We start from the raw sequence: 23,142 nt of genomic DNA, 5'->3' as shown, positions 1-23,142 counted from the left end.
GAATTAAATATTGATTATAAAGAACCTCAGAAATACTGGAGTTTTTTATTTGTAATCAAACCTTCAAGGTTTTAAAAACCTTGAAGGTTTAGTAAGCGTATTATTTTAATTCATTAATATCAACATTTTCCACAGGTTTAGAGACCTGATTAGCAAAATATTGCTCAAGATCTCTCAATGTTTCCGGATTCGTCTTGATATCTTTTACCAGCTGGCCTTTATTAACCACTGCAATTCTGTTGCAGACCTCTGTGGTATGCGAAAGATCATGACTTGAAATGAGGAAAGTAACACCATCCTGCTTTGATAATTCCTTAATTAAATTCTTCAGTTTGATCTGCGTGGAAGGATCAAGATTGGCAAAAGGCTCATCTAAAATGATGATTTCCGGGTTACCTATAATGGCTCCCACAATGCCTACTTTTTTCTGATTCCCTTTTGAAAGATCACGGACATATTTTCCGGAATTTAAAATCTCTCCATTGAAAAGATCATGAAATTGTTTCAGAAATTCATCTACTGAAGCCTTGTTCTGCCCTCTTAATTCCCCGATGAAATAAAAATATTCCTCCGGCGTGAGGTACCCGATCAGGAAAGAATCATCTACAAAGGCTGAAACTTTATTTTTCCAAGCTTCAGATTCATTTACCTTAATTCCGTCGATGCTTACAAAGCCTGTAGTAGCTTGGATCAGGTCTAGCATTAGGCTGAACAGTGTCGTTTTTCCTGCTCCGTTGTTTCCGACCAGTCCGAAAGTTTCTCCATTCGGGATTTCAAGATGCTCTATATTTAAAACGGTTGCATTGCCGTATGTTTTCTTTAAATTATTAATAGTAATCATATTAATCTTTGTTTTTGAATGCTTCTAATGTGCCGTATTTTTCTACCTTATAATGTCTTACAATAATATTGAAGATTTTTTCCTTGAACAAAAAGCCAATCAGCCCAATTACGGCAATGCTGACAACACCGGCCGTAATCCCCAAGTATTTCTGAACAAGACCAAAAACCACCATCGGCAAAATCATTTTCGGAATTAATAGCAGCAAAGCTTTCATATTGAAACTATTCTTCTGCCCGAATCTTTTTTCTTTAGAATTAAGATCAATCTGCGTTTTGTTAAAAGCTCCTGACCAAAGCGTGAACTGAGAATTAACTCCAATATTATAAATTCCTGCAGCAAAAAAGGTAAGATACATTTCCCATCCGAAATAGACATAGCAAACGGCTAAAATCATTGAAGCTCCTGTCACTATATTCATCAGCCACCATTTTGCCTTAAGGTATTCTTTGTAAGGTACATTCAATGTCATCATCAAAGGATAATAGGAGCTGTCAAAGGCCGGAACCCGCTGCCCGAATAAAAACTGGAAACCTCCCGTTACAAACAATCCCATAAACATCATCATTGCCGGAGTTTTGTAAATTGATGAAGAAAAAATAAGCAGCCCGTAAAAAAGAAACAGGAGACTTCCCCATAAAATACCTTTAGTGATCTTGTTTCTTCTCAACATTTTTATGTCATTATTAATGAAAGTTCCAATTGCTCCATATTTATTCAGGAAAGCAATATTTTCAGTTTTCCCGACAGTTTTTTTCGTTTCAAGCCCCTGATCAAGGTAGAAAACTTTACGGATATGATTAAAACATATCTTCCATAACCCGATAAATGATACTATTGAGATAACAGCAAAATAGGGCCTTTCAAAAAAGCTGAAGAAAAATCTTTCAGAATAGGACAACATCGGAATGATGTTATAATAGGTCAGTCCGGCAACCGCGGCAAAAATACATGCAACAACGATAGCAACAGCCTCCTTATTATTAAAAAGAATATTGATAAAATTATTAAGGTAAAACAACAGAGAAACCCCGATCAGCCAACCTAAAATACCGGAAATACTGTACCCATTAAACAACGCGATTCCGCAAAATGTGAAGAAAAATAATGAATTCAGCCAGCTGAGAGCAGAAAGAAAAGTCTTACTCAGCATATAATTCACTAATGTTTTTTTAGGAATATTCAGCGTAAGGAAGGGTTTGATGTTCTGTGTAGGCAATTCCTGCCAGATATATTTAAGGATCAGATCGACGGCCCAGGCAGCAATTAAAAATCTGGAAACAATTTTAACAGGGTTTTCCTGCATTTTTTCTTCGATGAGATAAAAAACTCCAAATGCAGCTAAAACCAGACATGTCATAAAATAAAGTATCCCGATAAAACGGAGAATTTTCATCGCAAGATTAACACCCAAAGAAGACCCGCGGAAAAAGCTTTTGATTTCTAGTCTCAGGAATTTAAAAAACATAGTTATCTTTTTTACATTAGTAAATATAACCCTAAAAATGTTACAGAATTTTCCTTATACTTAAAAAATTTAAACAAATAATGTCAAATAATATACTGTTTTTCTAAAAATGTTCATTTTTTGTGAAAAATTCACCCTATAAGCTCACGCGCCTGGGCCAGAGCCGCTTCTGTAATCTTGCTTCCTGAAAGCAACTGAGCGATTTCGTTCAGCTTTTCCTCGTCATTTAAAGGAACAATTGTCGATTGTGTTCTTCCAGAGACATCCTGCTTCACCACCTTATAATTGTTATTCCCTTTTGCAGCCACCTGTGCCAGGTGAGAAATTACAATAAGCTGCATATCAGCGGACATTTCGCGCATCAGATTTCCGATTTCCTCGGCTACTTTCCCTGAAACGCCAGTATCAATCTCATCTAAAATCAAAGTCGGAAGCTCGTCACTTTCGGCAATGATTTTCTTTACGGCCAACATTACCCTTGATCTTTCACCTCCGGAAATAGCGGTCTGAATCGGTTTTAAGGGAAAGCCTGAATTCGCCTGGAACAGAAGCTGGATATTTTCCCTCCCGAACTGATTAAAATCTGAAGAATTTAGAAGTTCGATATCAACTTTAGCTTTTTCAAGGCCTAATTTTTTAAGCAATTCTTCTACTTTTTTAATAAAAACAGGAACACTTTTTTTTCTGTTCTTCGAAAGTTTTTCAGAGAGAGCCTGAAGTATTTTTTCTTTTCCTGAAATATTTTCTTCAATTTCTTTAATCTGGGATTCCAGTTCCGAAGCACCTTTCTGATCGCCGGCCAGCTGATCTCTGATCTCTTTTAATTCTGAAATATCAGAAGCATTATGTTTTAAGAACAGAGAATTGATTTTATTGTTAACCTCAGCAAGTAATGCCAAGTTTTCTGGATTTATTTCAATTTTTTCCGACTCATTTTCAAGCTCGGAAATGATATCTTTTAATTCCACAAAAGATGTTTCCAGCCTTTCATCAAGCTCTGCAAAGCCCGCTGAAACTTCCGCAATTTTCGATAATTTATTTTTAGCTTCATTAAAGAAAGATAAAATCCCGACTTCTTCCTGATGAAATCTTGATAATACCTGAGCCAGGTTTTCAGAAATCATTTCGGCATTTTCTTGTATGGAAAGCTGGTTTTGAAGTTCTTCGTAATCTACATCATCAAGTCTCAGCTCTTCCAGCTCACTTAAAAGAAAATCTTTATAGTCACTTTCTTTTCTGGATTCAGAAAGCTGTTCCTGAATCTTTTTAAGCTGTATTTTTAAGCTTTGAAAATCTGAAAATTCATCTTGGTATTCTTCGATAAGCTTTTTATTTTCGGAAAGCCCGTCAATTATTTTGAACTGATATTCGGAAGTAAACAAGTTGGACGTTTCAAACTGTGAATGAATATCTATAAGCCTGGAAGACAGCTCCTTCAAAACATCCAGCGTCACCGGAACGTCATTAATGAATGCACGTGATCTCCCAGAAGGCAAAATTTCTCTGCGGATGATCGTCTGATGTTCATAATCGAGATCATTTTCGATGAAGAACTTTTTGAATTGGTTATTTAAGGCAAATTCTGTCTCTACAATGCTTTTTTCTTCTACTTTTGAGATGGATTTTACATCCGCCCTTTCGCCCAGGATGAGCCTTAAAGCTCCTAAAATGATAGATTTTCCGGCACCGGTTTCTCCAGTGATGACTTGTAAGCCATTATGCAGCGATACTTCAAGTGTATCAATCAGGGCAAAGTTTTTAATGTAAATTCTCGAAAGCATTGATAATAGCAGATTATTTTAGCTATTGCAAATATAGAACTTTAGATTTCAGAATTCAAGTTAAGTTACTGTTTCCATTTGCTCCACTTTCCTTCTATGAATTTTGGTGCCAGAATCGTCATTTCATTTTTAAGATCACCTAAAACAATCCCTCCGTTGTTCCCGGAATTAAAGATATTAAAGATCTCATCCGACTTTGTATCCATGAAAAGATTAAAATAATATGCCTGCTGGAAAGAGTTTTCATATTGTCTCAGCTGCATTAGGGCATCAAAAATCACTTTTTTTGCCGCAGTCTGATCTTGATTGAACAAATTGTCTAAACCTGCTCTATGATAAGAATAACTTGTCGCACGAAGCTGGCTCCAGTTCGGGCTCATAATTTCTTTAATTAAAATAGAACGGCTTCTCGGCTCGTTGATCTGTTTCCAACCATCGTAAGTGTTCTGAGATTCTCCGTTCTGAGCAATTTGCTGGGCTTTTTGGAACCACTCAGTTCCTCCCATCGACTGGAAGCTGTCTGCATCAACACCTAAAATAAGATATACATAAAAGCTGATTACATCGATCAGGTTTTTTCCTGAGAATTGTCTTTCATTAAAGATAAGGTTCTCGTTTTCAATATAATCAAAAGAAAATCTCTGGTCCTGAAGGTTAATCAGAGGAGATTCGTAAGTAGTGTTGTAAACCGGGCGGACTGCCTGTACAACAATGCTGCCCCTGAACCTGTTCCCGTCTCTTTCGCTGACAACAATAGCAAAATTTGATTTTATTTTTTCAAAGTTCTGGAGTTTTTTTCCTGTCCAGCTGGTATTATTGATAAAATCCCTTAAACTTTTCTCCAGGGCTTTATACGCAGACTGATTACTTCCCCCCAACTGCTGGGAATTTACCTGAACCGTAGCCAATATTTCCTGAGAAAAGCTTAGATTACACAAAATCAGCAGTAAAAATATGCTTAAAAATTTTTTCATTATCTAATAAAAATTGAGAACGGAAATTTATTAAAATTATTTTAAAAGTTGAGCCTCAACGAAGTCTAAAATATCTTTTGCCACGTCATCTTTGGATTTCAGATCAAATTCTTTCTTTTCCGTTTTGGTGAATATCTTTATTTTGTTGGTATCATTTTTAAAACCTGCACCTTCATCACGGAGAGAATTCAGTACGATCATATCCAGATTTTTTTTGGCTAATTTCCCTTTTGCATTTTCTTCTTCATTTTGTGTTTCCAAAGCAAATCCTACCAAAAACTGATGGGTTTTCTTCTCACCCATTGTTTTCAGGATATCCGGATTTTTGATCAGCTCAATCATCAGGTTTTCATCATCTTTTTTGATTTTTTCTTTTGCCACATCCTTAGGAGAGTAGTCTGCAACAGCGGCACTGGCAATTCCAATGTCAATTTTATCGTAAAACTCAAAGACTTTGGCGAGCATTTCTTTTGCAGAAGTTACTTTATGCAGATCAACATTTCTATCATTTATGGTTTGGGAGCTCGGCCCGGAAATTAAAATTACTTTCGCCCCTCTTTTAGAAGCCTCTTCTGCCAGGGAAAACCCCATTTTCCCCGAAGAATGATTCCCTATAAATCTTACCGGATCGATTGCCTCATAAGTAGGTCCTGCCGTAATTAAAACGGTTTTCCCTTTCAATGTTTTTTGAACATTTGAATCAAAAAAATCTTCAACCGCTTTAGAAATGGTTTCCGGTTCCGCCATTCTTCCCTGCCCGGTCAATCCACTGGCCAATTCTCCATTTTCGGCAGGAATAACAATATGACCGTAGCTTTCTGCCAACACTAAATTTTTGTTTGTAGAAGGGTGTGCATACATATCCAAATCCATTGCCGGAGCTATAAACACGGGACATTTTGCTGACATATAGGTTGCAATTACAAGATTATCACACATTCCATGGACCATTTTGGCCAAAGTATTGGCTGTACAAGGAGCAACAATCATTACATCTGCCCATAAAGCTATTTCTACATGACTGTTCCAGGTTCCGTTATCACTGTAAAAATCTGTGTAAACGGGTTTTTTGGATAAAGTGGAAATACTCAGCTTAGTTACAAAATGTTCTGCATCAGGAGTCATAATTATCTGAACTTCTGCACCTTTCTTCACAAAATCCCTAATTAGAAAATGTGTTTTATAAGCTGCAATCCCGCCAGAAATCGCGATGAGAATTTTTTTCCCAGAAAGACTCATTTAGTTTTAATTTTTTTAAGAATACTAAATTACTTATTTTTTCTCACAAACCCATTTAAACAACAAAGGTCATAAAGAAAAGATTTCCTTTATGACCTTTATATATAAAAAACATATTGAATTTTATTTTCTTTCTTCAGTTTTTCTGAAGTAGATGTCTTCATTTAACCATTCTTCAATTGCAATAGAAGTTGGTTTTGGAAGCTTTTCGTAATGTTTAGAGATCTCGATCTGCTCTCTGTTTTCGAAAACTTCTTCTAATGTAGAATTATGAACAGCAAACTCATCAAGCTTATTGTGTAATTCTGTACGAATTTCTGCATTGATCTGCTCTGCTCTTTTTCCCATGATAACAATCGCTTCGTAGATTGAACCTACTTTGTCTTCAATCTTATCCTTATCGTAAGTAATCGTGTTTACTTCTGCTTTTGTATCTTTTACACTCATTTTGAGAATATTAATTTTATTTAAGTTCGCAAATTTACGAATTATCTTTGAATTTTGAAAGTCGCTGCCGGTGGAGGTGTATTAATTGCTGCACTATCCCTCTGGATCTGCATTGCTTTCTTCTCAGCGTCTACTTGGTCCTTCATTTGCTGATCTTTTTTTACCTTTGAAGCGTTTTGTGCTTCGATCTTTTTTTGTCTTTCTGTTAAAGCAGCAAGTCTTGCTTCTGTATTTTTCTTAACAATTACGAAATCCTTCTTTTCTTTTTCAAGCTTTTGCCTAAGATCCAGGGCCGTTTTTGTAACATCCGTATTGGGCATTTCTTTTTCAATCTGTCTTGTGAAGGCCAATGCACTTTCAATACGCTCATCTTTAAGGTCGTAAACAGACTTTGTAGCAAGCTCGTAACGTGATTTTACAATATAGTCGTAGATTTTAGGACGAAGCTTTGTACTTGGGAAATCTTCCAGTACATTTTCCAATGCTACATTTGCAGCTTTATAATCACCCATGCTAAAGTACTGCCTTGCGTTTTCATAAGCTTTAAACTCCAGCTTATAAGACAATTCTTCGATAAGAGTATTGATATTTTTTGACCTTTCTGAATTAGGATAATTATTTAAAAAGTCTTGTAGTTCATTAATAGCCAACTCTGTACTAGACTGATCCAGATTATAATCCATCGACCCTTCATAGTAGCATAATGCCGACATGTATGCTGCCTCTTCCTTTCTGTTGTCCTGAGGAAAACTTATCGCGAAGTTTTTAAACTGGTGGCCTGCCAATTTATAGTTTTTATCATAATAGTTGGCATACGCAGAATTGAAAACTACGTTCGGAGCATCATCCGTTCCTGCAACCAGATTTGGGAGCCTGTCATAAAGTGCCAAAGCATTCTTCCACTTCTTTTTAGCGAAGTTTTCATTAGCCACTTTCAAGATGAAATTCTTATCAGCACTTTTCATTGCTTTTTCCTGCTGACTCACGCATGATGCCACTACAGCTACAGCAAAAAGACCTAAAATATATTTTTTCATATAAAAAATTCAACAGTTTTCGGATTATACAGCCGATTTACTAATTTGCAAAAATATAACTTTTTTGTCAATAGATTTTTTTTTATGATTATTTAACGTAATTTTAGTCTGCAGCGTATCCCAAAATGGCAAAAACACTCATTAAGAGATTCATCCTCACCTTTTTTTCTGCTTCTTTAACGTACGTTTCTTCATTTTTATTCGGAACATACAATTCATAAAAATTCCTGTTCCGGATCACGAATAAGGTAGAGCCTATAATTGTCGTAAGAACATCCTCAGGCTTTGGAGTAAATGTAAAAATACCTGAAGCAACCCCTTTTTTGATCACCTCGTCCAGCTTTTTGACAAACAACTGATAAAAATCCAACAGCTCATCTTTTAAATTTTCTGTGTGACGCAGCTCTTGTGTAACAAAACCATGAAAATAATTATATTTAAACAACTGTCCTACAATATATTTAATAATTTCTTTCATCTGCATTTCCGGTTTGCCGTCTTTTATGGTATCTGAAAATTCTGAAAATTTTTCTCTGGTTTTCAATACCCTGTACTGATAGAGATAAGACATCATTTTTTCTTTGGAACCAAAATAATAAGAGATCATTGCGACATTGATATTGGCTTTGGAACAGATATCTCTCACCGAAGTGCCTTCATAACCTTTCTTTGCAATTAGCTCTTCAGCAATATCTAAAATATGTATTTGTTTTTCTGTAAATTTTTTCTTCATAAATTGTCGTTTGAGTAAAGTTAAGAAATTTTTAACATATTTATAAACGTTTGTTTAAGAAATCTGCGTTAATTATAAATTAATAGTATTTTTGAAAATGGAATTTTTTGATTTTCATCATCATAAAAAAAATATTACGAACGGAATCTACAACCTCGACATAGAAACCGCTCCGACAGATTTCACATACTCCATCGGGATCCATCCGAAAGATATTAACGTGGATGATCTTGAGAGTCAATTCGATTGGTTCCATTCAAATATGAATGAAAATTGTTTTGCGATTGGTGAGTGCGGCCTTGATTCTTTAGTGCAAACTGATCAAAGCATTCAAGAAAAAGTTTTTTTAAAGCAAATAAAATTCGCTAATGATGTAAAAAAACCGATTATTATTCATTGTGTAAGGAAATTTTATGAAGTGATTTCATTTAAAAAATATGCCGAACGACCCCTGATTATTCATGGATTTAATAAAAAACAAAATATTGCAGAAGACCTGCTTAAAAATAATTTTTATCTGAGTTTTGGAAAAGCGGTTTTGTATAATTTATCTTTGCAGAATATTTTGAAAATTACTCCTTTAAACAGAATATTTTTAGAATCGGATAATGACGATTTCGATATTAAAACCTTATATCAAAAAGTTTCGGAAATAAAGGGAATTTCTTTGGAAAATTTAAATAAACAAATTTCAGAAAATTTAGAAACAATTAAAAATGGATAAATACTGGTTGGAAAGAACGGAGCTTCTAATCAAGGAAGAAGGCTTAGAAAAGTTGAATAAAGCGACAGTTCTTGTTGTAGGTTTGGGTGGAGTAGGTTCTTTTGCAGCCGAATTTATTGCGAGAGCCGGAGTTGGAAATATGACGATCGTGGATGGCGACACCGTTGATATCACCAACATTAACAGGCAATTACCTGCTTTACACTCAACCATTGGAAGGCATAAAGTAGAAGTTGTAGCGGAAAGGCTTTTAGATATTAATCCAAAAATTAATTTAACCAAAATTAATGAATTTCTGAACCCCGAAAGAATGGATGAAATCCTTGATAAAGGGAATTTTGATTATATCCTGGACTGTATTGATAGTGTAACACCAAAACTTAAATTATTAATTGCAGCAAGAAGAAGAAAAATAAAAGTGGTAAGCTCAATGGGGGCCGGTGGAAAAACAGATCCAAGTATGGTAAAAGTAAGAGATATCAGTAAAACCCATAACTGTTTTCTGGCAAAACAGGTAAGAAAAAGATTAAAGAAAGAGAAAATCAATAAAGGGATCCGCTGTGTTTTTTCCAATGAAATTCAAAAGGAAGAAAGCCTGAAAATGACCGATGGGAGTAATTTTAAGAAATCTTTTTACGGAACGATCAGCTTTATTCCTGCTATTTTCGGGTTGTATGCTGCTGCAGAAGTTATTAATCATTTGGTAAAAAAAGATTAAGTTTTCAAAAACATTATAAGATGCTTCGACAGGCTCAGGGTGACATGGCGACAAATTAACTGCTCATAAGCCCGTTAGTATTAGAAATGTCATGCTAAGCCTGTAGAAGCATTTCGAACAAATAAAAATTAACTCTTATATTTACAGTCAGTAAATGACAAACTTCAAATATCCCAGAGCCGAAAAATTCAAAAAAAATACCGAAATCTCTTTACTTTTTGAAAAAGGTAAATGGAGAAAGAATGGGAATTTGAGAATTATCATCCTTAAAGACAAGCCTGCAGCTCCCATTGAAAGCACAAAGTTTGCAGCTTCAGTTTCTAAAAAATATTTTAAAAGAGCTGTTCACAGAAATCGTATAAAAAGGCTTTTGAGGGAATGTTATCGTTTAAATAAAGATCTTTTCAAAGAAGCTTTTGGTAATAAAACAATAGCTATGCTTTTCTGGGCTTCCCCGGAAATGCCGGAAAAATTTCAGGATGTGGAAACGCAGTTTATTAAGCTTTGCCAGGCTCAGAAGAAGTCTTGATTTTTATCATATGTCCTGTGAAAAATATGGGAATAATGTTGCCCGCGGATTTTACTGATTACACAGAGTTTATTTAACTGAACTTACATAAATTTGCTCAGATCATTGAAAAGGTTTTACACTTTGAAGATTTATTTTTTTGTAACTTTAAACAAACTAATCTGAAAATTAATATGTTAGACAACGTTCCTTATTTACCCTATATAGTGAGTACCTTTATCGGTATTGGCCTTGCTGCGGCCAGCGGATTCCGGGTTTTTCTTCCGATGTTTGCGGTGAGTTTAGCATCCTACCTTCATTGGATTCCCATGAATGAAAGCTTTGAATGGCTTGCTGGGCTTCCCACGCTTATCACTACCGGAATAGCAACCGCTGTTGAGATTTTAGCATATTATATCCCTTTTATTGATCATTTATTAGATACCATTTCAGTTCCAATGGCTACTGTAGCGGGTTCTGTATTATTTGCGAGCCAGTTTGCAGACTTGGGAACATTCCCCCAATGGGCATTGGCACTGATTGCAGGAGGTGGAACAGCGGCAACCATAAGCTCGGGATTTGCTGGAATTCGAGCAGTTTCTACTGCAACCACAGGCGGTTTGGGAAATTCTGTGGTCGGAACCACGGAAACAGCAGGAGCAGGAATTATGTCTGTCTTAGCAATGACAACACCAATTATAGCCGGAATCTTTGCTCTCGTTTTAGTGATACTCGTGATTTTAGTAGGACAAAAAGCCTTGCGGAAATTCAAACGTAATAAAGATGTAATTGACCATACTTAAAACTTCATAAAGGAATTTTTCGCCTATTTAACAGCAATTTGTCATGTTTTTGTTAAATATTTTGAACGACTATCCTAAAGCTCCGATTAAAGGAAATAAAACCAATATAAGATAGGCTTTGTTTTTCAGTGAAATCATAATTGCCAAAATGTATAAACGGCGATTGCAATAGCCGCAAAAATTATTTGAAACGGGGTAATTACAAATATATTCATTATCCTTTACTTCTATAGTCTTTTATTTCTTGAATTTTACCTTCGTAATATTCTTTTTTTTCCGGTGTTTTTTTGATAAGAGCCTCAAATGCTTTAATGGCTTTTATGTACAGTTTCTGCTCAAAATACAAATTGGCTAAAGTCTCAGTCATCAGGTGTGAAATATCATCATTCTTCTCTTTAACAACAAAATTAACTTCATCTTTTAACTGGCTGATCTTCGGATTATTTTCAATAAAAGCTTCAATGGCTTTGACCTTAATCTCGGCTTTTTCCTTTTCCACTTCTGCAGTCCTCTCGATTTTCAGCCAGCTCTGCCAAGTATTGATAAATCCGGGAACATTACTATCAATGGTGTTTGATCTGGGAGCTTCAGAAGCTGGTTTTCCCGTTTTTTCTTCCAGTCTTTCTTCTTCTTTAGCTTCTTTTTCAGGTTGTGAAAGCGTCCATCCGGAGCCGAAGAAAGAAACATTCATTACGGCCACATCATTCTTTTCAGCCTCCGTTTTCGGGACTTCTTTATGTACTTGAAGACTTTCTTTATTATCTTCAATTTCCTCAGACTTATCTTCCTTTAGTTCGGGAATTGCTTCTACTGCGGGTAGAATTTCTTTTTCTTTTACAATTTCTGCTTTGGGTGTTTCCGGTTGAGGAGTTTCAATTTTCGGAGCTTCGGTTTCAATTTTGCGCTGAGGATTTTCCACAGGTTTATTAATCAGGGAATCCGGAAGATTCGTTTCAAAAGACATAGGTTTCCAAGAAGATTTCACTTCCGTCTTTTGTGTAATTGATGGCTCTGCTTCATTATTTTTATCTTGTAAATCCTTACTTTCAGGCAGAACATTTTGGAGCTTTTCCTTTTTTTCTTCTTTTCTAATTTCTGGTTCGGCAGGCTTTACTTCAAAGCTTTGAGTTTCAGCAAAACTGATGTCGTGGCCTGTGTTTTCCGGCTCTTCTCTTTTTTTGATCTTCTGAGAAGCCGCTTTTTCTTTCATTTTTTTCTCTACCTCTTCTATCAGGCGGCGCATTTCCTCTTCATTTTTATTAAAGCCCGACTGAGGAATTTCTGCTTTTACATTCTCAGAATTATTGGCCTGAATTTTTACATCCGGCATGAAGGACTCCATTCTGTGGAAACTTAATTCTTCATCGTCGCGAACTGATTTTTCTCCTTCTTCTGAAGAAATTTCATCTTCATTAATTATTTTTTCAGAGGTAAATTCTGTGTTTTTTTCCTCTTTTCTTATTTCATTAACAGTTTCTTTTTCAGACTCTGAATTGATATTTTTTTCTTCAATAATAGTTTCTAGCGTGAATTGCGAAGTTTGTTCAACATTTTCCGGTTCCTGCTTTTTCTCTATTTTTTGAGTCACAATAGATCCGGATTCTAATGTAGATTCAAGATCAATTGTTTCTACATCATTATCATTTAAGAAGCTTTCTTCTCCTTCAAACAAAATCCTGTTGCGCTCTCCATCTACATAAACATGTTTAGCCTCTTCTTTAAGCTGAATTTCATTAGTTTTCAGCTCTTCTATCCTTTCAGGTCGTGCTTCACCTGCCGGCTCTTCTACCCTTTTTATCGGGAAATTGGTAAGCTTCGCTTTTTGTAAGAGTTTTAGCGGGTTTTCTGCAGGAATTGTTTTTTCCTTTATAGTTTCAGACAGTATCTTCGATATTGGCTTTTGCTGAATTTTACCATTAATCAGTTGATAAAGTATCTTTTTATCCGTAGTATAAGCCGCTGTTGTAGAAAGTACTTTCTGGTAATTTTCTTTGTCATGAAGGTGAACTCCGTACAAGTACAGAGCCCTGATGTTTTGAATATAGGGAAAAGAATTAATTTCCTCTTTCAGAAGATCGAGATCCTCTGATTGAATGTTTTTCGGGGCCTTTAATAATTCTAAAACTCTATGATTCATCTTACCAATTCGCTACAATATCGTTAAATATTTTATTTATAATCCTGTCTGTTGCAATCTTTACCTGAGAGCTTTCTATCTCAGACTGTGAAAGATTACTGTTGAAAACCGCCTCATCAGAATACGTTCTGTCAAAACTTACATCAGGGTGAAGCTTATTTTCATAATGTACCTTCACGGTGATGGTCAGCTTATTTTGTGACTCCTGAATCGTTCCTCCGGAATTGGTAGGAACTGTATTGGAGCTGATTGTGGTCGGCGTGATCGAATAATCCGTAATTTCCCCTTCGATGAGGATATCAGGGTTCTCTTTGGTCCCTTTTAAAGTAGTTCTCTGTAAAAACCGGTTCTGAATATCGGTAGAAAACTGCTGAGATAAAGTAGGATTTACCAAAGCGGCATTGTTTGGAAACTCGTTGATCTGCACGGTTTTCTCATCCGTAAGAGATGACCCCGTGAAAGAATAACACTGATGAAACAATGAAAGAATAATAAATCCAAAAACAATTTTTATCTTACTCATAAACCCACTTTTTGATTCTGTGTTTCCAAAACGTCTTTAAAGCTAACATATTTAATGCAGATACCCAACGGAATTGTGAAAAATAATCCAAACCCGCAGGCCAAAATCCCCAATTCTGCAATGATCCCCACCACAATAGTGAAAAGAAGTATCATTAAAAAGTTCTTCTTAGCAATTCCCCATGAAAGCGAAAAAGCCTGTCTCACACTCTGTATCCTGTAAATGGAAATAAGAGGCTGTACAAAGTAAAATGACACACTGAATGCAACTAAAAACAAAATATAAAGAATAATCCAGATTCCCATACCTCCCATTAAAATTGCAGGATCCAAATGATCACCTTCTTTTGTTGCAACGATAAGCGGGATTAATGAAATCTGTACAGGAATCATCAATACTAATATTACAGCAATCAATAAGATGAAGAATTTAAAATACACCCAAAAGTCAGTAAAATCAAAAATATCTCCGGCTTCTAATTTTTGACCTTCGTCTACTTTTTTACAGATCCTGAAAAAATTTCCCAGAGCCAGAATTCCGCAGAAAGGGATGATGCTCATTACTATGGCCAGCAATGTCGCGAGAATAAAGCCTCCCATATCTTTTTTAAATAATTCGAATCCTTCAGAAATATATTTTCCGATGTTGAAATTGTAACCTTTGCTTGTTATTAAATCAAAATTCATCCTTAATTTTTATTCTTCTAAGTTATATTGTTTTATTTTTCTGTATAATGTTCTTTGCGAAATTCCCAGCTCGTCCGCGGCTTTGTTCCTGCGGCCCTTATGTTTCTCCAATGCCCTGATAATCAAATCTTTTTCATTATTCTGAAGAGACAAAGATTCTGGTCTGTTTTCTTCAATTTCAATATCTTCAATATCTTCATAGCTGTTTTCAGGACTTGAAATAATGGTTGGATTCTGAATGACAGGTGTATCATTTTTATTTTCAAAATACAATAAAGAATTTGGTGCCATATTCTGCTGTGTTTCAGGAGTATAAATCCTGTTTATTAGGTTTTTCTCATGGCTGCTAAGATCAGAAGCTCCGCGGTTCTTTATCAGCTCTGAAGTTAACGATTTTAAATCATTGATATCATTTCGCATATCAAAGAGAATTTTGTACATGATTTCCCTTTCGCTGCTGAAATCGGACTGCTTCTGGCTGTTCGGCTGGTTAACCACCATTGGCAAATGGGCATCCATTGGGATATATTCAGCTAATTTTTCTACCATAACGTGTCGGTTTCTCTCTACCACCGTCATCTGCTCTACCAGATTTCTCAATTGGCGGACATTACCGGGAAACGTATAATTTTCAATGTAATGAACAGCACTTGGTTCTAATTCCAATTCCGGCATTCTGTATTTTTCAGCAAAATCTATAGCAAACTTTCTGAATAACAAATGAATATCTCCCTTTCTTTCTCGTAAAGGGGGCATATCAATCTGAACCGTATTCAGACGGTAATACAAATCTTCACGGAACCTCCCGTCCTGAATGGCTTTCATCATATTGACATTGGTAGCGGCCACAATTCTCACATTGGTCTTCTGAACCTGAGAAGAACCTACCTTCATGAATTCACCGCTTTCTAAAACCCTCAAAAGACGAACCTGCGTCTGTAAAGGTAATTCTCCAACCTCATCAAGGAAAATCGTTCCACCGTCAGCTACTTCGAAATATCCTTTTCGCGTGGCCGTAGCCCCTGTAAACGCACCTTTTTCGTGGCCGAAAAGTTCAGAATCGATAGTTCCCTCCGGGATTGCCCCGCAGTTAACCACAATATAAGGCTGATGTTTTCTTTTGGATTCTGAATGGATGATTTTTGGGATAAATTCTTTCCCTACACCACTTTCCCCAATCACTAAAACTGAAATATCTGTAGGTGCTACCTGGATTGCTTTTTCCAACGCACGATTTAAAGCCGGAAAATTTCCGATAATTCCGAAACGGTTTTTTATATTTTGAAGCTCGTTGCTCATAAGTAAATAGATTATTGATTTAAGTTTACATCTGCATTTATATGCTGCAGAATCATTAATTAGTTTAAATTTTTTTTAGTTTTTTAACCAATTACATCCAAATAATCTTTGTTTCTAACCTTTGAAACTTTAGTTTTAAAATATAAAATAGGTGCAAAGACACTCTCTTCGCTGTTTTTTTCGAAATTCATTAGAAGCTGCTGATGCTTTTGTTTTTGTGAAAAAACGGCTCCTTCTTTATTTTTAAATAAATTAAATTCGGGTTTTCCAGGAAATATTTTTCCAATAATATCACCTGCGTTCTGTCTGCTGTGAATTGCCAAATGGCATTTTGAATCTTTCTTTATGCAAAATTCCGGTGAAGTGCTGCAATCATAGTTCAAGATTCGGCTGTACAGCTCGTACAACTGCTTACAATCCTCATTATCAACAGATTCATTACTGATCTGCGCCGAAATATTGCTGCAGATTATTACCAACAATACACTTAGGCAATATTTATGAAATTTTTCCATTGTCTGAGTTTATTTTACTATTGATAATAATTATTAAATATAGGCTAAAAGCCAAATTAGTTATTGTGTACTGTTTCCCCCAAAAGTGTGCCTTGGGTGTTATCGAATACAAAAACATCCACAATGTCACCAATTTTTTGTCCTTCAAGCTTATCAAAAACACATACAGCATTTTGAGAGTTTCTTCCCTTCCACTGGTTTTCGTTCTTTTTGGAGGTTCCTTCAATTAAGATCTGATGAACTCTTCCTACATAAGATTTCATACGTTTTCTAGACAATTCGCCTTGTAAAGCAATAACTTCCGCTAAACGTCTTTGTTTAATATCTACCGGAATATTGTCTTCCATTTTCTTATGCGCCGGAGTTCCCGGTCTTTCTGAATAGGCGAACATATAGCCATAATCATACTCCACTTCTCTCATCAGGCTTAAGGTATCCTGGTGATCTTCTTCGGTTTCGTTGCAGAAACCAACGATCATATCCTGAGAAAATGCCACTTCAGGAACTATTTCTTTAGCTTTTTTAATTAAATCTAAATATTCTTCACGGGTATGCTGCCTGTTCATCGCTGTAAGCATATTGTTGCTTCCACTTTGAACCGGTAAATGAACATATTTACAAATATTCTCATGCTTTGCCATCATTCTGAACACATCAAGGCTCATATCCTGAGGATTGGAAGTTGAAAATCTGATTCTCATTTCAGGCACAGCTTTAGCCACTAAATCAAGCAATTGAGCAAAATTAACAGCAGTAGCTTTTTGCATTTCAGATGCTTTGGCAAAATCTTTTTTCGGGCCGCCTCCGTACCATAGGTAAGAATCTACATTTTGTCCTAATAAGGTAATTTCCTTGTATCCGTTGTTCCAAAGATCTTTGCACTCTTCCAGGATAGAATGCGGGTCACGGCTTCTTTCCCTTCCTCTTGTAAATGGCACAACGCAGAATGTGCACATATTATCGCAACCCCTTGTAATGGTTACATAGGCTGTAACACCGTTTCCGCCCAATCGGACAGGGTTGATATCCGCATACGTTTCTTCTTTTGAAAGAATTACATTGATGGCATCTCTTCCGTCTTCGGTTTCCTTTAAAAGATTAGGTAAATCTCTATAAGCATCTGGTCCAACCACAAGATCAACCAATTGTTCTTCTTCTAAGAATTTGGTTTTCAGTCTTTCAGCCATACAGCCTAAAACTCCAACCGTCATGTTTGGTTTTCCTTTTTTCAGGTTTTTGAACTGGGAAAGGCGCATTCTCACGGTCTGCTCAGCTTTTTCACGGATTGAGCATGTATTTAAAAGGATAAGATCTGCTTCTTCAGCTTTAAGAGTGGTATTATATCCCTGCTCATTAAGAATTGATGCAACGATTTCAGAATCAGAGAAATTCATCTGACAGCCATAGCTTTCCAAGAATAATTTCTTAGAGTTTCCCGCTTTTTCTGCAATCGCAAAAGCTTCTCCCTGTTTTGTTTCGTCTATATATTTTTCCTGCACGGTAGTATCTGTTTAAGGTTCAATATTTAAAGTTCAAGGATTCTACTTGCTATTTAAATTCTGAACTTCTTGAATTTGCAAAGATACAAAATATTGTGCCAGAATGGCAGGCCAGTTTTTTTTAATTAATTCAAGATAATAAATATTTTAAACATCCGTCGCAATCGCAGACAGATTCATTTTAATTTTAATCTGTGAAGTTATCGGCTGCCCATTACAGCTTGCGGGAATCCAGTTTTTCTTGATTCTTCTTACGACATATTTCATATCATCAAAGAAAATCTGGCTGTTTTCAACTTTTGGGGAGCCTTCGATATTAGTGACTTTTCCTGTCTGATCAATGGTCATTGTAAATGTAAAATCACCATTCAGGACATAAAATTCTGTATTCAGATAGTCATACATATATTTCCTCAGCATTTCTTTATATGCAGGAATACCTCCTTCAAAATTCGCAGCCTTAAAATCGTTGCAATTCTTTACTGCAACCTGCAAAAGCGGCTCCTTGATATCTATTTTAAGAATATTTTTGTTGTTTTCTGTAATAAAATTATCATCCCTTTCTTCTACATCGAATTGCGCAAACACCAAATTTGAAACAAAAAGCCCTAAAAATAACGCCAGTGTTTTCATGATTTTATTTTTAAATTAATTAAAATTACAACAAAAGAAACCTCGCCTTACAGCGAAGTTTCTTTTAATTATTTTTTTACAATACCTCAATCTGATTTCTTAAAAGATCCTCAAATTCATCTCTTTTTCTGATCAAATGAGCTTTTCCGTCCAGATACAGAACTTCAGCCGGCTTTAATCTCGAATTAAAGTTGGAACTCATCTCAAAACCATAAGCCCCTGCATTCTGGAATGCCAGAATATCACCTTCTCTTACCTCATTCAGCTTTCTGTCCCACGCAAAAGTGTCTGTTTCACAAATATTTCCGACTACCGTATATATTCTTTCAGCACCTTTAGGGTTGGATAAATTTTCAATGACATGATAAGAATCATAGAACATCGGGCGGATCAGGTGGTTAAACCCAGAGTTTACCCCTACGAAAACAGTTGCTGTTGTTTGTTTAATCACATTGGCTTTAACTAATAAATACCCGCTCTTCCCTACCAGGAATTTTCCCGGCTCAAACCACAATTCAAACTTTTTGCCTGTAGATTTTGAGAATTCTGAAATTACTTTTTCTACTTTTTTACCCAAAGTTTTCACATCCGTCTCTTCTTCAGTGTCCTGATAAGGAATTTTGAAGCCGCTTCCCATATCCAGATATTTCAGGTTCGGGAAATGCTCAGAAAGCTCAAGCATAATATCTAAAGCCTGCAGGAAAACATCAGCGTCTTTGATCTCGCTTCCTGTATGCATGTGAAGCCCTTCTACGTTAAGGTTAGTAGATTTCATCACTCTTTCGATGTGGCGCACCTGGTGGATGGAAATACCGAACTTACTGTCGATATGGCCGGTCGAAATTTTATAATTACCTCCGGCAAAAATATGAGGGTTAATCCTTACCAGAATCGGGTACGTATTGCCGTATTTATTTCCAAACTGCTCGAGGATCGAGATATTATCAATATTAATATGCACTCCAAACGTCATTGCTTCCTCAATCTCTGCAAGATCTACACAATTGGGTGTGAATAATATTTTTTCTTTCGGGAATCCTGCTTTCAGGCCAAGTTTTACTTCATTAATAGAAACGCAATCCAAAGAAGCACCCAGGTTCCTGACATACTTAAGAATATTGATGTTTGTCAATGCCTTCGCTGCATAAAAGAACTTTGTATGTTTTAAAAAAGAAGATGTAAGTTTTTCATATTGATTTTTAATCGAATCTGCATCATAAGCATACACCGGTGTACCAAACTCATTGGCAATCTTTAATAATTCTTTTGAATTCATAATTAAGTAAAAAACTTATCGTTAAAAGGAAATGCAAAGGTAGTAAGAAATTGTTTTAATTTAAAATCAAACAGACGGAATATTATGCTTAAATTCTTTATCTTAAAAGAACAATGTGCTTTTAAAGTGGTTTTAAAAGTGTTTTATCCTGCGAATTTTAATATTTGCAAATTACATAAAACATCTTTTTTACCTCTGAAGTTCTAATGACAGTAATTATTTAGGAAATAACTTTATTAATTATTTCGGTAACGGAAGCGTCTCAAAATCACCACGAAGCAAGGCCAGCTGCAATTCATTATTCAAATCTGCAGACTGATAAAACAGATCGATTTTGAGCTTTGAAAGCTTGCTTAAGGTCTGAATTTGAGTAAACAGTTCATAAAAGCCATAAGAAACGACTTTGCCGTTTTCAATGATTAAGAATAATTTTTCACCTAATTTCCGGCCTTGTCCCAGCCACAGCTCGTTGCGTTTCCTGAATTCAATTTTTTGCATAAAGACATCAATGTCATTATACACCGCAATATTACCTATAAACTGAACGGCTTTTGAGCCTTGCGTAAAAGATCGGAATTTAAGGAGGGGTTTTTCCGTTTTATTTAGCTTGTTTTTCTCAACAATATATTTACTGTTCCTGTAGTAGAGCCCGAAAGAAAGGATTTCTCTCTTTCTGATTCCTTTGGAATTTAAAATTAATTTAGCAATAACATCAGTGCCCGTAAGCTCATAATTAATCTGCTCAGTCTCTTTTTGAATAGTTTCCCACTTTTTGGACTTGGAATTAAAAATTTTTTTTGAAAATTTGTTAATGTCCTGCACATGATCAGAAAAAATGATTTTCCCTCCTTCATTCTGGAAATATATAAAGCCTTTTTCGTTAGGAAGGTCTTGCGTTAGCTCTTTGATCTTGTTGATATAAGTCTTCGAATTGGTTTCCTCATGCTGCTTTTGGATGATCTCGTTTTCGGTATCTTTAGAGATTAGAAGTTTGAATAATTCCAAAGTCGCACGAGCGTCTCCTTCCGCACGGTGATGATTGGTTAAAGGAATCCCTAGTGACTTCACCAATTTTCCTAACGAATAGCTTACCTCATCCGGAATCAGTTTTTTCGCTAAAGGAATGGTATCTAACGTATTGATTTTAAAGTCATAACCAAGCCTTTGAAAAGACTGGCGAAGCATTCGATAATCAAAATCAATATTATGACCTACTAAAGTTGTATTTTCTGTAATTTCTACAATTCTTCGGGCTATTTCATGAAATTTCGGAGCAGTTTTGACCATTTTTGGTGTAATGCTGGTCAATTTCTGCACAAAAGGTGTAATGTCACTTTCAGGATTTACCAATGAGATAAACTGGTCTGTAATCTTCTGCCCATCATATCTGTAAATGGCAATATCTATAATGCATTCTTTTCTGTAACCTGCACCATTACTTTCTATATCAATTATTGAATACATTTAAATTTATACAACTTTCTTTTCATTATTTTTTAATCAGCCAGAATTTGCTCACCAAATAAAGGCAATTCTGCTAAAATAGCAAAAATTATATCACAAAACTAAAGCCCGTGGAAATACGGCCAAACAAATAAAGAAAAATTTATAATTAAACACCATCTTCTACCTCTTCCTTCCACCAAGCCCGAGCATTCCCAAAATCGCTTTTGCCCCTTCACGCATCAAAGTGTTAGCGAAAGTTCTTCCTGCGCTGCTTTTTAACACCTGCTCCAGCATACCCGGCTCTTCTTTTACAGGGCGACTTTTTTGAGACGGATCCGAATTTTCAACCGCCTGTTCCATTCTTTTTACTAAAATCTCGTAAGCAGATTCATTATCGATAAGCTTCTCGTATTTAGCCACTAAAGCAGATTTGCTGGTAAGCTCCGTGATTTCTGAATCATCCAAAACATCCATTCTTGATTCCGGAGAGATTAAATAGGTGTGAACCAACGGCGTAGGAATTCCTTTTTCGTCCAGAGCTGTTACAAAAGCCTCCCCGATACCAAGGTTCTGAATTAAAGTAGAAGCATCATAAAATTCTGTTGTGGGATAATTTTCTACCGCCTTAGAAATTTCCTTTTTATCTTTCGCCGTAAAGCCTCTTAAGGCATGTTGGATTTTTAACCCTAATTGAGAAAGCACCGATTCTGGCACATCTCCCGGAATCTGGGTAATAAAATAAATTCCGACTCCTTTGGAACGGATAAGCTTTACCATCGTTTCAATCTGGGAAACCAGAGCTTTTGAAGATTCATCAAAAATCAAATGAGCCTCATCAATGAACAATACAAGTTTCGGTTTTCCGCTGTCCCCTTCTTCCGGGAAAGTCATGTAGATTTCTGCAAAAAGAGAAAGCATAAAAGTTGAAAACAATTGTGGTTTACTCTGAATATCTGCTACTCTTAGAATATTTACAACTCCTTTTCCGTCCCTTGTCTGAAGCAAATCGTGAACATCAAAGCTTAATTCTCCGAAAAAGCTGGAAGCTCCCTGCTGCTCAAGAGCGACAATTGATCGTAAAATAGCCCCCAGAGAAGCAGAAGCAATTGAACCGTAATTGGAAGCAAGCTCAACTTTTCCCTGCGGGTTTTCTGTGACATACTGAAGGACTTTTTTGAGATCGTTTAAATCAATTAAAGGAAGCCCTTTATCATCACAATATTTGAAAACAATTGACATGATACTTTGTTGGGTTTCATTCAATTGCAATATTTTACTTAATAAAACTGGACCGAATTCTGTAATAGTAGCTCTTAGTTTCACTCCCCTTTCGCCGGAGATGGTCATCAGCTCCACCGGAAACGCCTGCGGATTGTAAGGCAATTGTGTTTTTGCATATCTTTCCTGAATGGCCGGGTTTTCCTTTCCTGCCTCTGCTATCCCGGAAAAATCTCCTTTGATATCCAAAACCAATGATGGAATCCCCTGGTGAGAAAGCTGCTCTGCAAAAACCTGCAATGTTTTGGTTTTCCCTGTTCCTGTAGCTCCGGCAATAAGCCCATGGCGGTTAATCGTTTTCAAAGGAATCGTAACGTTAACTTCCGGAATTACTTCCCCGTTGAGCATTCCTTTTCCTAATATAATATGATCTCCTTTGGGAGTATATCTCGCATTTAATTCCTCAATGAATTGTGTTTTGTCTGCCATTTGATTTTTTTTAATTTATAAATATAAAAGTTTTTGAAAAATATTTATCATTAGAAGTTGTTTAAACTTATTTAGACAAAAAAGTTCCAAGAAAATTAGCAATTTTGGATTGCAATTTAAAAAACTAATAATCTGGAACTCATCAGTA

Annotated in this window: 22 protein-coding genes; 4 read left to right on the top strand and 18 right to left on the bottom strand. The window is 35.9% G+C overall.

Annotated elements, in window-relative coordinates:
• Positions 1-100: 100 nt before the first annotated feature.
• From BW926_RS01060 to BW926_RS01025, 8 genes are all read right to left on the bottom strand, one after another.
• Complete coding sequence (locus tag BW926_RS01060) at positions 101-841, bottom strand: ABC transporter ATP-binding protein (RefSeq protein WP_076443549.1); 741 nt, start codon at positions 839-841, stop codon at positions 101-103.
• 1 nt (position 842) lies between these two features.
• Complete coding sequence (locus BW926_RS01055; RefSeq protein WP_076443548.1) at positions 843-2,309, bottom strand: DUF5687 family protein; 1,467 nt, start codon at positions 2,307-2,309, stop codon at positions 843-845.
• Between the two features lie 131 nt (positions 2,310-2,440).
• On the bottom strand, positions 2,441-4,090 hold the full coding sequence (locus BW926_RS01050) for a DNA repair protein RecN (RefSeq protein WP_076443547.1): 1,650 nt from the start codon (positions 4,088-4,090) through the stop codon (positions 2,441-2,443).
• Positions 4,091-4,155: 65 nt separating this feature from the next.
• Positions 4,156-5,064, bottom strand: a complete 909-nt coding sequence (locus BW926_RS01045; RefSeq protein WP_076443546.1) for a type IX secretion system protein PorD — start codon at positions 5,062-5,064, stop codon at positions 4,156-4,158.
• A 36-nt stretch (positions 5,065-5,100) separates the two neighbouring features.
• Positions 5,101-6,303, bottom strand: a complete 1,203-nt coding sequence (coaBC, locus tag BW926_RS01040; protein ID WP_076443545.1) for a bifunctional phosphopantothenoylcysteine decarboxylase/phosphopantothenate--cysteine ligase CoaBC — start codon at positions 6,301-6,303, stop codon at positions 5,101-5,103.
• 123 nt (positions 6,304-6,426) lie between these two features.
• The gene (locus BW926_RS01035; RefSeq protein WP_027378789.1) at positions 6,427-6,750 is read right to left on the bottom strand and encodes a DNA-directed RNA polymerase subunit omega; all 324 of its coding nucleotides are present in this window, start codon (positions 6,748-6,750) and stop codon (positions 6,427-6,429) included.
• Positions 6,751-6,791: 41 nt separating this feature from the next.
• Positions 6,792-7,787, bottom strand: a complete 996-nt coding sequence (locus tag BW926_RS01030; protein WP_076443544.1) for an outer membrane protein assembly factor BamD — start codon at positions 7,785-7,787, stop codon at positions 6,792-6,794.
• Between the two features lie 103 nt (positions 7,788-7,890).
• Entirely contained in the window at positions 7,891-8,520 is a 630-nt protein-coding gene (locus BW926_RS01025; RefSeq protein WP_076443543.1) for a TetR/AcrR family transcriptional regulator, read from the bottom strand.
• Positions 8,521-8,617: 97 nt separating this feature from the next.
• Between BW926_RS01025 and BW926_RS01020 the strand changes: the two genes are divergently transcribed.
• The 4 genes from BW926_RS01020 to BW926_RS01005 all read left to right on the top strand — a co-directional run bounded on the left by BW926_RS01020 (position 8,618) and on the right by BW926_RS01005 (position 11,273).
• Positions 8,618-9,244: a TatD family hydrolase gene (locus BW926_RS01020; protein WP_076443542.1), complete on the top strand. Its 627-nt coding sequence runs from the start codon at positions 8,618-8,620 to the stop codon at positions 9,242-9,244.
• Complete coding sequence (locus tag BW926_RS01015; protein ID WP_076443541.1) at positions 9,237-9,962, top strand: tRNA threonylcarbamoyladenosine dehydratase; 726 nt, start codon at positions 9,237-9,239, stop codon at positions 9,960-9,962. Before BW926_RS01020 ends, BW926_RS01015 begins: the two co-directional genes overlap by 8 nt.
• 154 nt (positions 9,963-10,116) lie before the next feature.
• Positions 10,117-10,491: a ribonuclease P protein component gene (gene rnpA / locus BW926_RS01010; protein WP_076443540.1), complete on the top strand. Its 375-nt coding sequence runs from the start codon at positions 10,117-10,119 to the stop codon at positions 10,489-10,491.
• A gap of 173 nt (positions 10,492-10,664) precedes the next feature.
• Positions 10,665-11,273 carry a DUF4126 domain-containing protein gene (locus BW926_RS01005; protein WP_076443539.1) on the top strand — a complete coding sequence of 203 codons (609 nt, stop codon included), beginning with the start codon at positions 10,665-10,667 and terminating at the stop codon, positions 11,271-11,273.
• Positions 11,274-11,487: 214 nt separating this feature from the next.
• Here BW926_RS01005 and BW926_RS01000 read toward each other — a convergent pair whose 3' ends face one another.
• The 10 genes from BW926_RS01000 to BW926_RS00955 all read right to left on the bottom strand — a co-directional run bounded on the left by BW926_RS01000 (position 11,488) and on the right by BW926_RS00955 (position 22,994).
• Positions 11,488-13,410 carry a hypothetical protein gene (locus BW926_RS01000; protein WP_076443538.1) on the bottom strand — a complete coding sequence of 641 codons (1,923 nt, stop codon included), beginning with the start codon at positions 13,408-13,410 and terminating at the stop codon, positions 11,488-11,490.
• A gap of 1 nt (position 13,411) precedes the next feature.
• Entirely contained in the window at positions 13,412-13,933 is a 522-nt protein-coding gene (locus tag BW926_RS00995) for an LptE family protein (RefSeq protein ID WP_076443537.1), read from the bottom strand.
• Positions 13,930-14,619 (bottom strand): DUF4013 domain-containing protein, encoded by a 690-nt coding sequence (locus BW926_RS00990; protein WP_076443536.1) that lies wholly within the window; start codon positions 14,617-14,619, stop codon positions 13,930-13,932. The genes BW926_RS00995 and BW926_RS00990 overlap by 4 nt, the downstream gene beginning before the upstream one ends.
• Positions 14,620-14,628: 9 nt before the next feature.
• Positions 14,629-15,918: a sigma-54 interaction domain-containing protein gene (locus BW926_RS00985; RefSeq protein ID WP_076443535.1), complete on the bottom strand. Its 1,290-nt coding sequence runs from the start codon at positions 15,916-15,918 to the stop codon at positions 14,629-14,631.
• A gap of 83 nt (positions 15,919-16,001) precedes the next feature.
• A complete protein-coding gene (locus tag BW926_RS00980) occupies positions 16,002-16,433 on the bottom strand; it encodes a hypothetical protein (protein ID WP_076443534.1) in 432 nt (143 codons plus the stop codon).
• A gap of 56 nt (positions 16,434-16,489) precedes the next feature.
• Entirely contained in the window at positions 16,490-17,932 is a 1,443-nt protein-coding gene (gene miaB, locus BW926_RS00975) for a tRNA (N6-isopentenyl adenosine(37)-C2)-methylthiotransferase MiaB (RefSeq protein WP_076443533.1), read from the bottom strand.
• 147 nt (positions 17,933-18,079) lie between these two features.
• Positions 18,080-18,565, bottom strand: coding sequence for a hypothetical protein (locus tag BW926_RS00970; protein WP_076443532.1), 486 nt, complete (start codon positions 18,563-18,565; stop codon positions 18,080-18,082).
• Positions 18,566-18,641: 76 nt separating this feature from the next.
• Positions 18,642-19,841: a diaminopimelate decarboxylase gene (lysA, locus tag BW926_RS00965; protein WP_179077967.1), complete on the bottom strand. Its 1,200-nt coding sequence runs from the start codon at positions 19,839-19,841 to the stop codon at positions 18,642-18,644.
• Between the two features lie 240 nt (positions 19,842-20,081).
• Positions 20,082-21,305: a 3'-5' exonuclease gene (locus tag BW926_RS00960; RefSeq protein ID WP_076443530.1), complete on the bottom strand. Its 1,224-nt coding sequence runs from the start codon at positions 21,303-21,305 to the stop codon at positions 20,082-20,084.
• Positions 21,306-21,467: 162 nt separating this feature from the next.
• A complete protein-coding gene (locus BW926_RS00955; RefSeq protein ID WP_076443529.1) occupies positions 21,468-22,994 on the bottom strand; it encodes a helicase HerA-like domain-containing protein in 1,527 nt (508 codons plus the stop codon).
• Positions 22,995-23,142 lie beyond the last annotated feature (148 nt).

The organism is Chryseobacterium sp. RU37D, assembly GCF_900156075.1.
In the GTDB taxonomy this organism is placed as follows: domain Bacteria; phylum Bacteroidota; class Bacteroidia; order Flavobacteriales; family Weeksellaceae; genus Chryseobacterium.
This window is presented reverse-complemented; position numbering and strand designations above follow the sequence as displayed.

Bases quoted from the DNA above. Each gene is read 5' to 3' on its own strand.
- BW926_RS01060 (WP_076443549.1), bottom strand. From the start codon at position 841: ATGATTACTATTAATAATTTAAAGAAAACATACGGCAATGCAACCGTT.
- BW926_RS01055 (WP_076443548.1), bottom strand. From the start codon at position 2,309: ATGTTTTTTAAATTCCTGAGACTAGAAATCAAAAGCTTTTTCCGCGGG.
- BW926_RS01050 (WP_076443547.1), bottom strand. From the start codon at position 4,090: ATGCTTTCGAGAATTTACATTAAAAACTTTGCCCTGATTGATACACTT.
- BW926_RS01045 (WP_076443546.1), bottom strand. From the start codon at position 5,064: ATGAAAAAATTTTTAAGCATATTTTTACTGCTGATTTTGTGTAATCTA.
- coaBC (WP_076443545.1), bottom strand. From the start codon at position 6,303: ATGAGTCTTTCTGGGAAAAAAATTCTCATCGCGATTTCTGGCGGGATT.
- BW926_RS01035 (WP_027378789.1), bottom strand. From the start codon at position 6,750: ATGAGTGTAAAAGATACAAAAGCAGAAGTAAACACGATTACTTACGAT.
- BW926_RS01030 (WP_076443544.1), bottom strand. From the start codon at position 7,787: ATGAAAAAATATATTTTAGGTCTTTTTGCTGTAGCTGTAGTGGCATCA.
- BW926_RS01025 (WP_076443543.1), bottom strand. From the start codon at position 8,520: ATGAAGAAAAAATTTACAGAAAAACAAATACATATTTTAGATATTGCT.
- BW926_RS01020 (WP_076443542.1), top strand. From the start codon at position 8,618: ATGGAATTTTTTGATTTTCATCATCATAAAAAAAATATTACGAACGGA.
- BW926_RS01015 (WP_076443541.1), top strand. From the start codon at position 9,237: ATGGATAAATACTGGTTGGAAAGAACGGAGCTTCTAATCAAGGAAGAA.
- rnpA (WP_076443540.1), top strand. From the start codon at position 10,117: ATGACAAACTTCAAATATCCCAGAGCCGAAAAATTCAAAAAAAATACC.
- BW926_RS01005 (WP_076443539.1), top strand. From the start codon at position 10,665: ATGTTAGACAACGTTCCTTATTTACCCTATATAGTGAGTACCTTTATC.
- BW926_RS01000 (WP_076443538.1), bottom strand. From the start codon at position 13,410: ATGAATCATAGAGTTTTAGAATTATTAAAGGCCCCGAAAAACATTCAA.
- BW926_RS00995 (WP_076443537.1), bottom strand. From the start codon at position 13,933: ATGAGTAAGATAAAAATTGTTTTTGGATTTATTATTCTTTCATTGTTT.
- BW926_RS00990 (WP_076443536.1), bottom strand. From the start codon at position 14,619: ATGAATTTTGATTTAATAACAAGCAAAGGTTACAATTTCAACATCGGA.
- BW926_RS00985 (WP_076443535.1), bottom strand. From the start codon at position 15,918: ATGAGCAACGAGCTTCAAAATATAAAAAACCGTTTCGGAATTATCGGA.
- BW926_RS00980 (WP_076443534.1), bottom strand. From the start codon at position 16,433: ATGGAAAAATTTCATAAATATTGCCTAAGTGTATTGTTGGTAATAATC.
- BW926_RS00970 (WP_076443532.1), bottom strand. From the start codon at position 18,565: ATGAAAACACTGGCGTTATTTTTAGGGCTTTTTGTTTCAAATTTGGTG.
- lysA (WP_179077967.1), bottom strand. From the start codon at position 19,841: ATGAATTCAAAAGAATTATTAAAGATTGCCAATGAGTTTGGTACACCG.
- BW926_RS00960 (WP_076443530.1), bottom strand. From the start codon at position 21,305: ATGTATTCAATAATTGATATAGAAAGTAATGGTGCAGGTTACAGAAAA.
- BW926_RS00955 (WP_076443529.1), bottom strand. From the start codon at position 22,994: ATGGCAGACAAAACACAATTCATTGAGGAATTAAATGCGAGATATACT.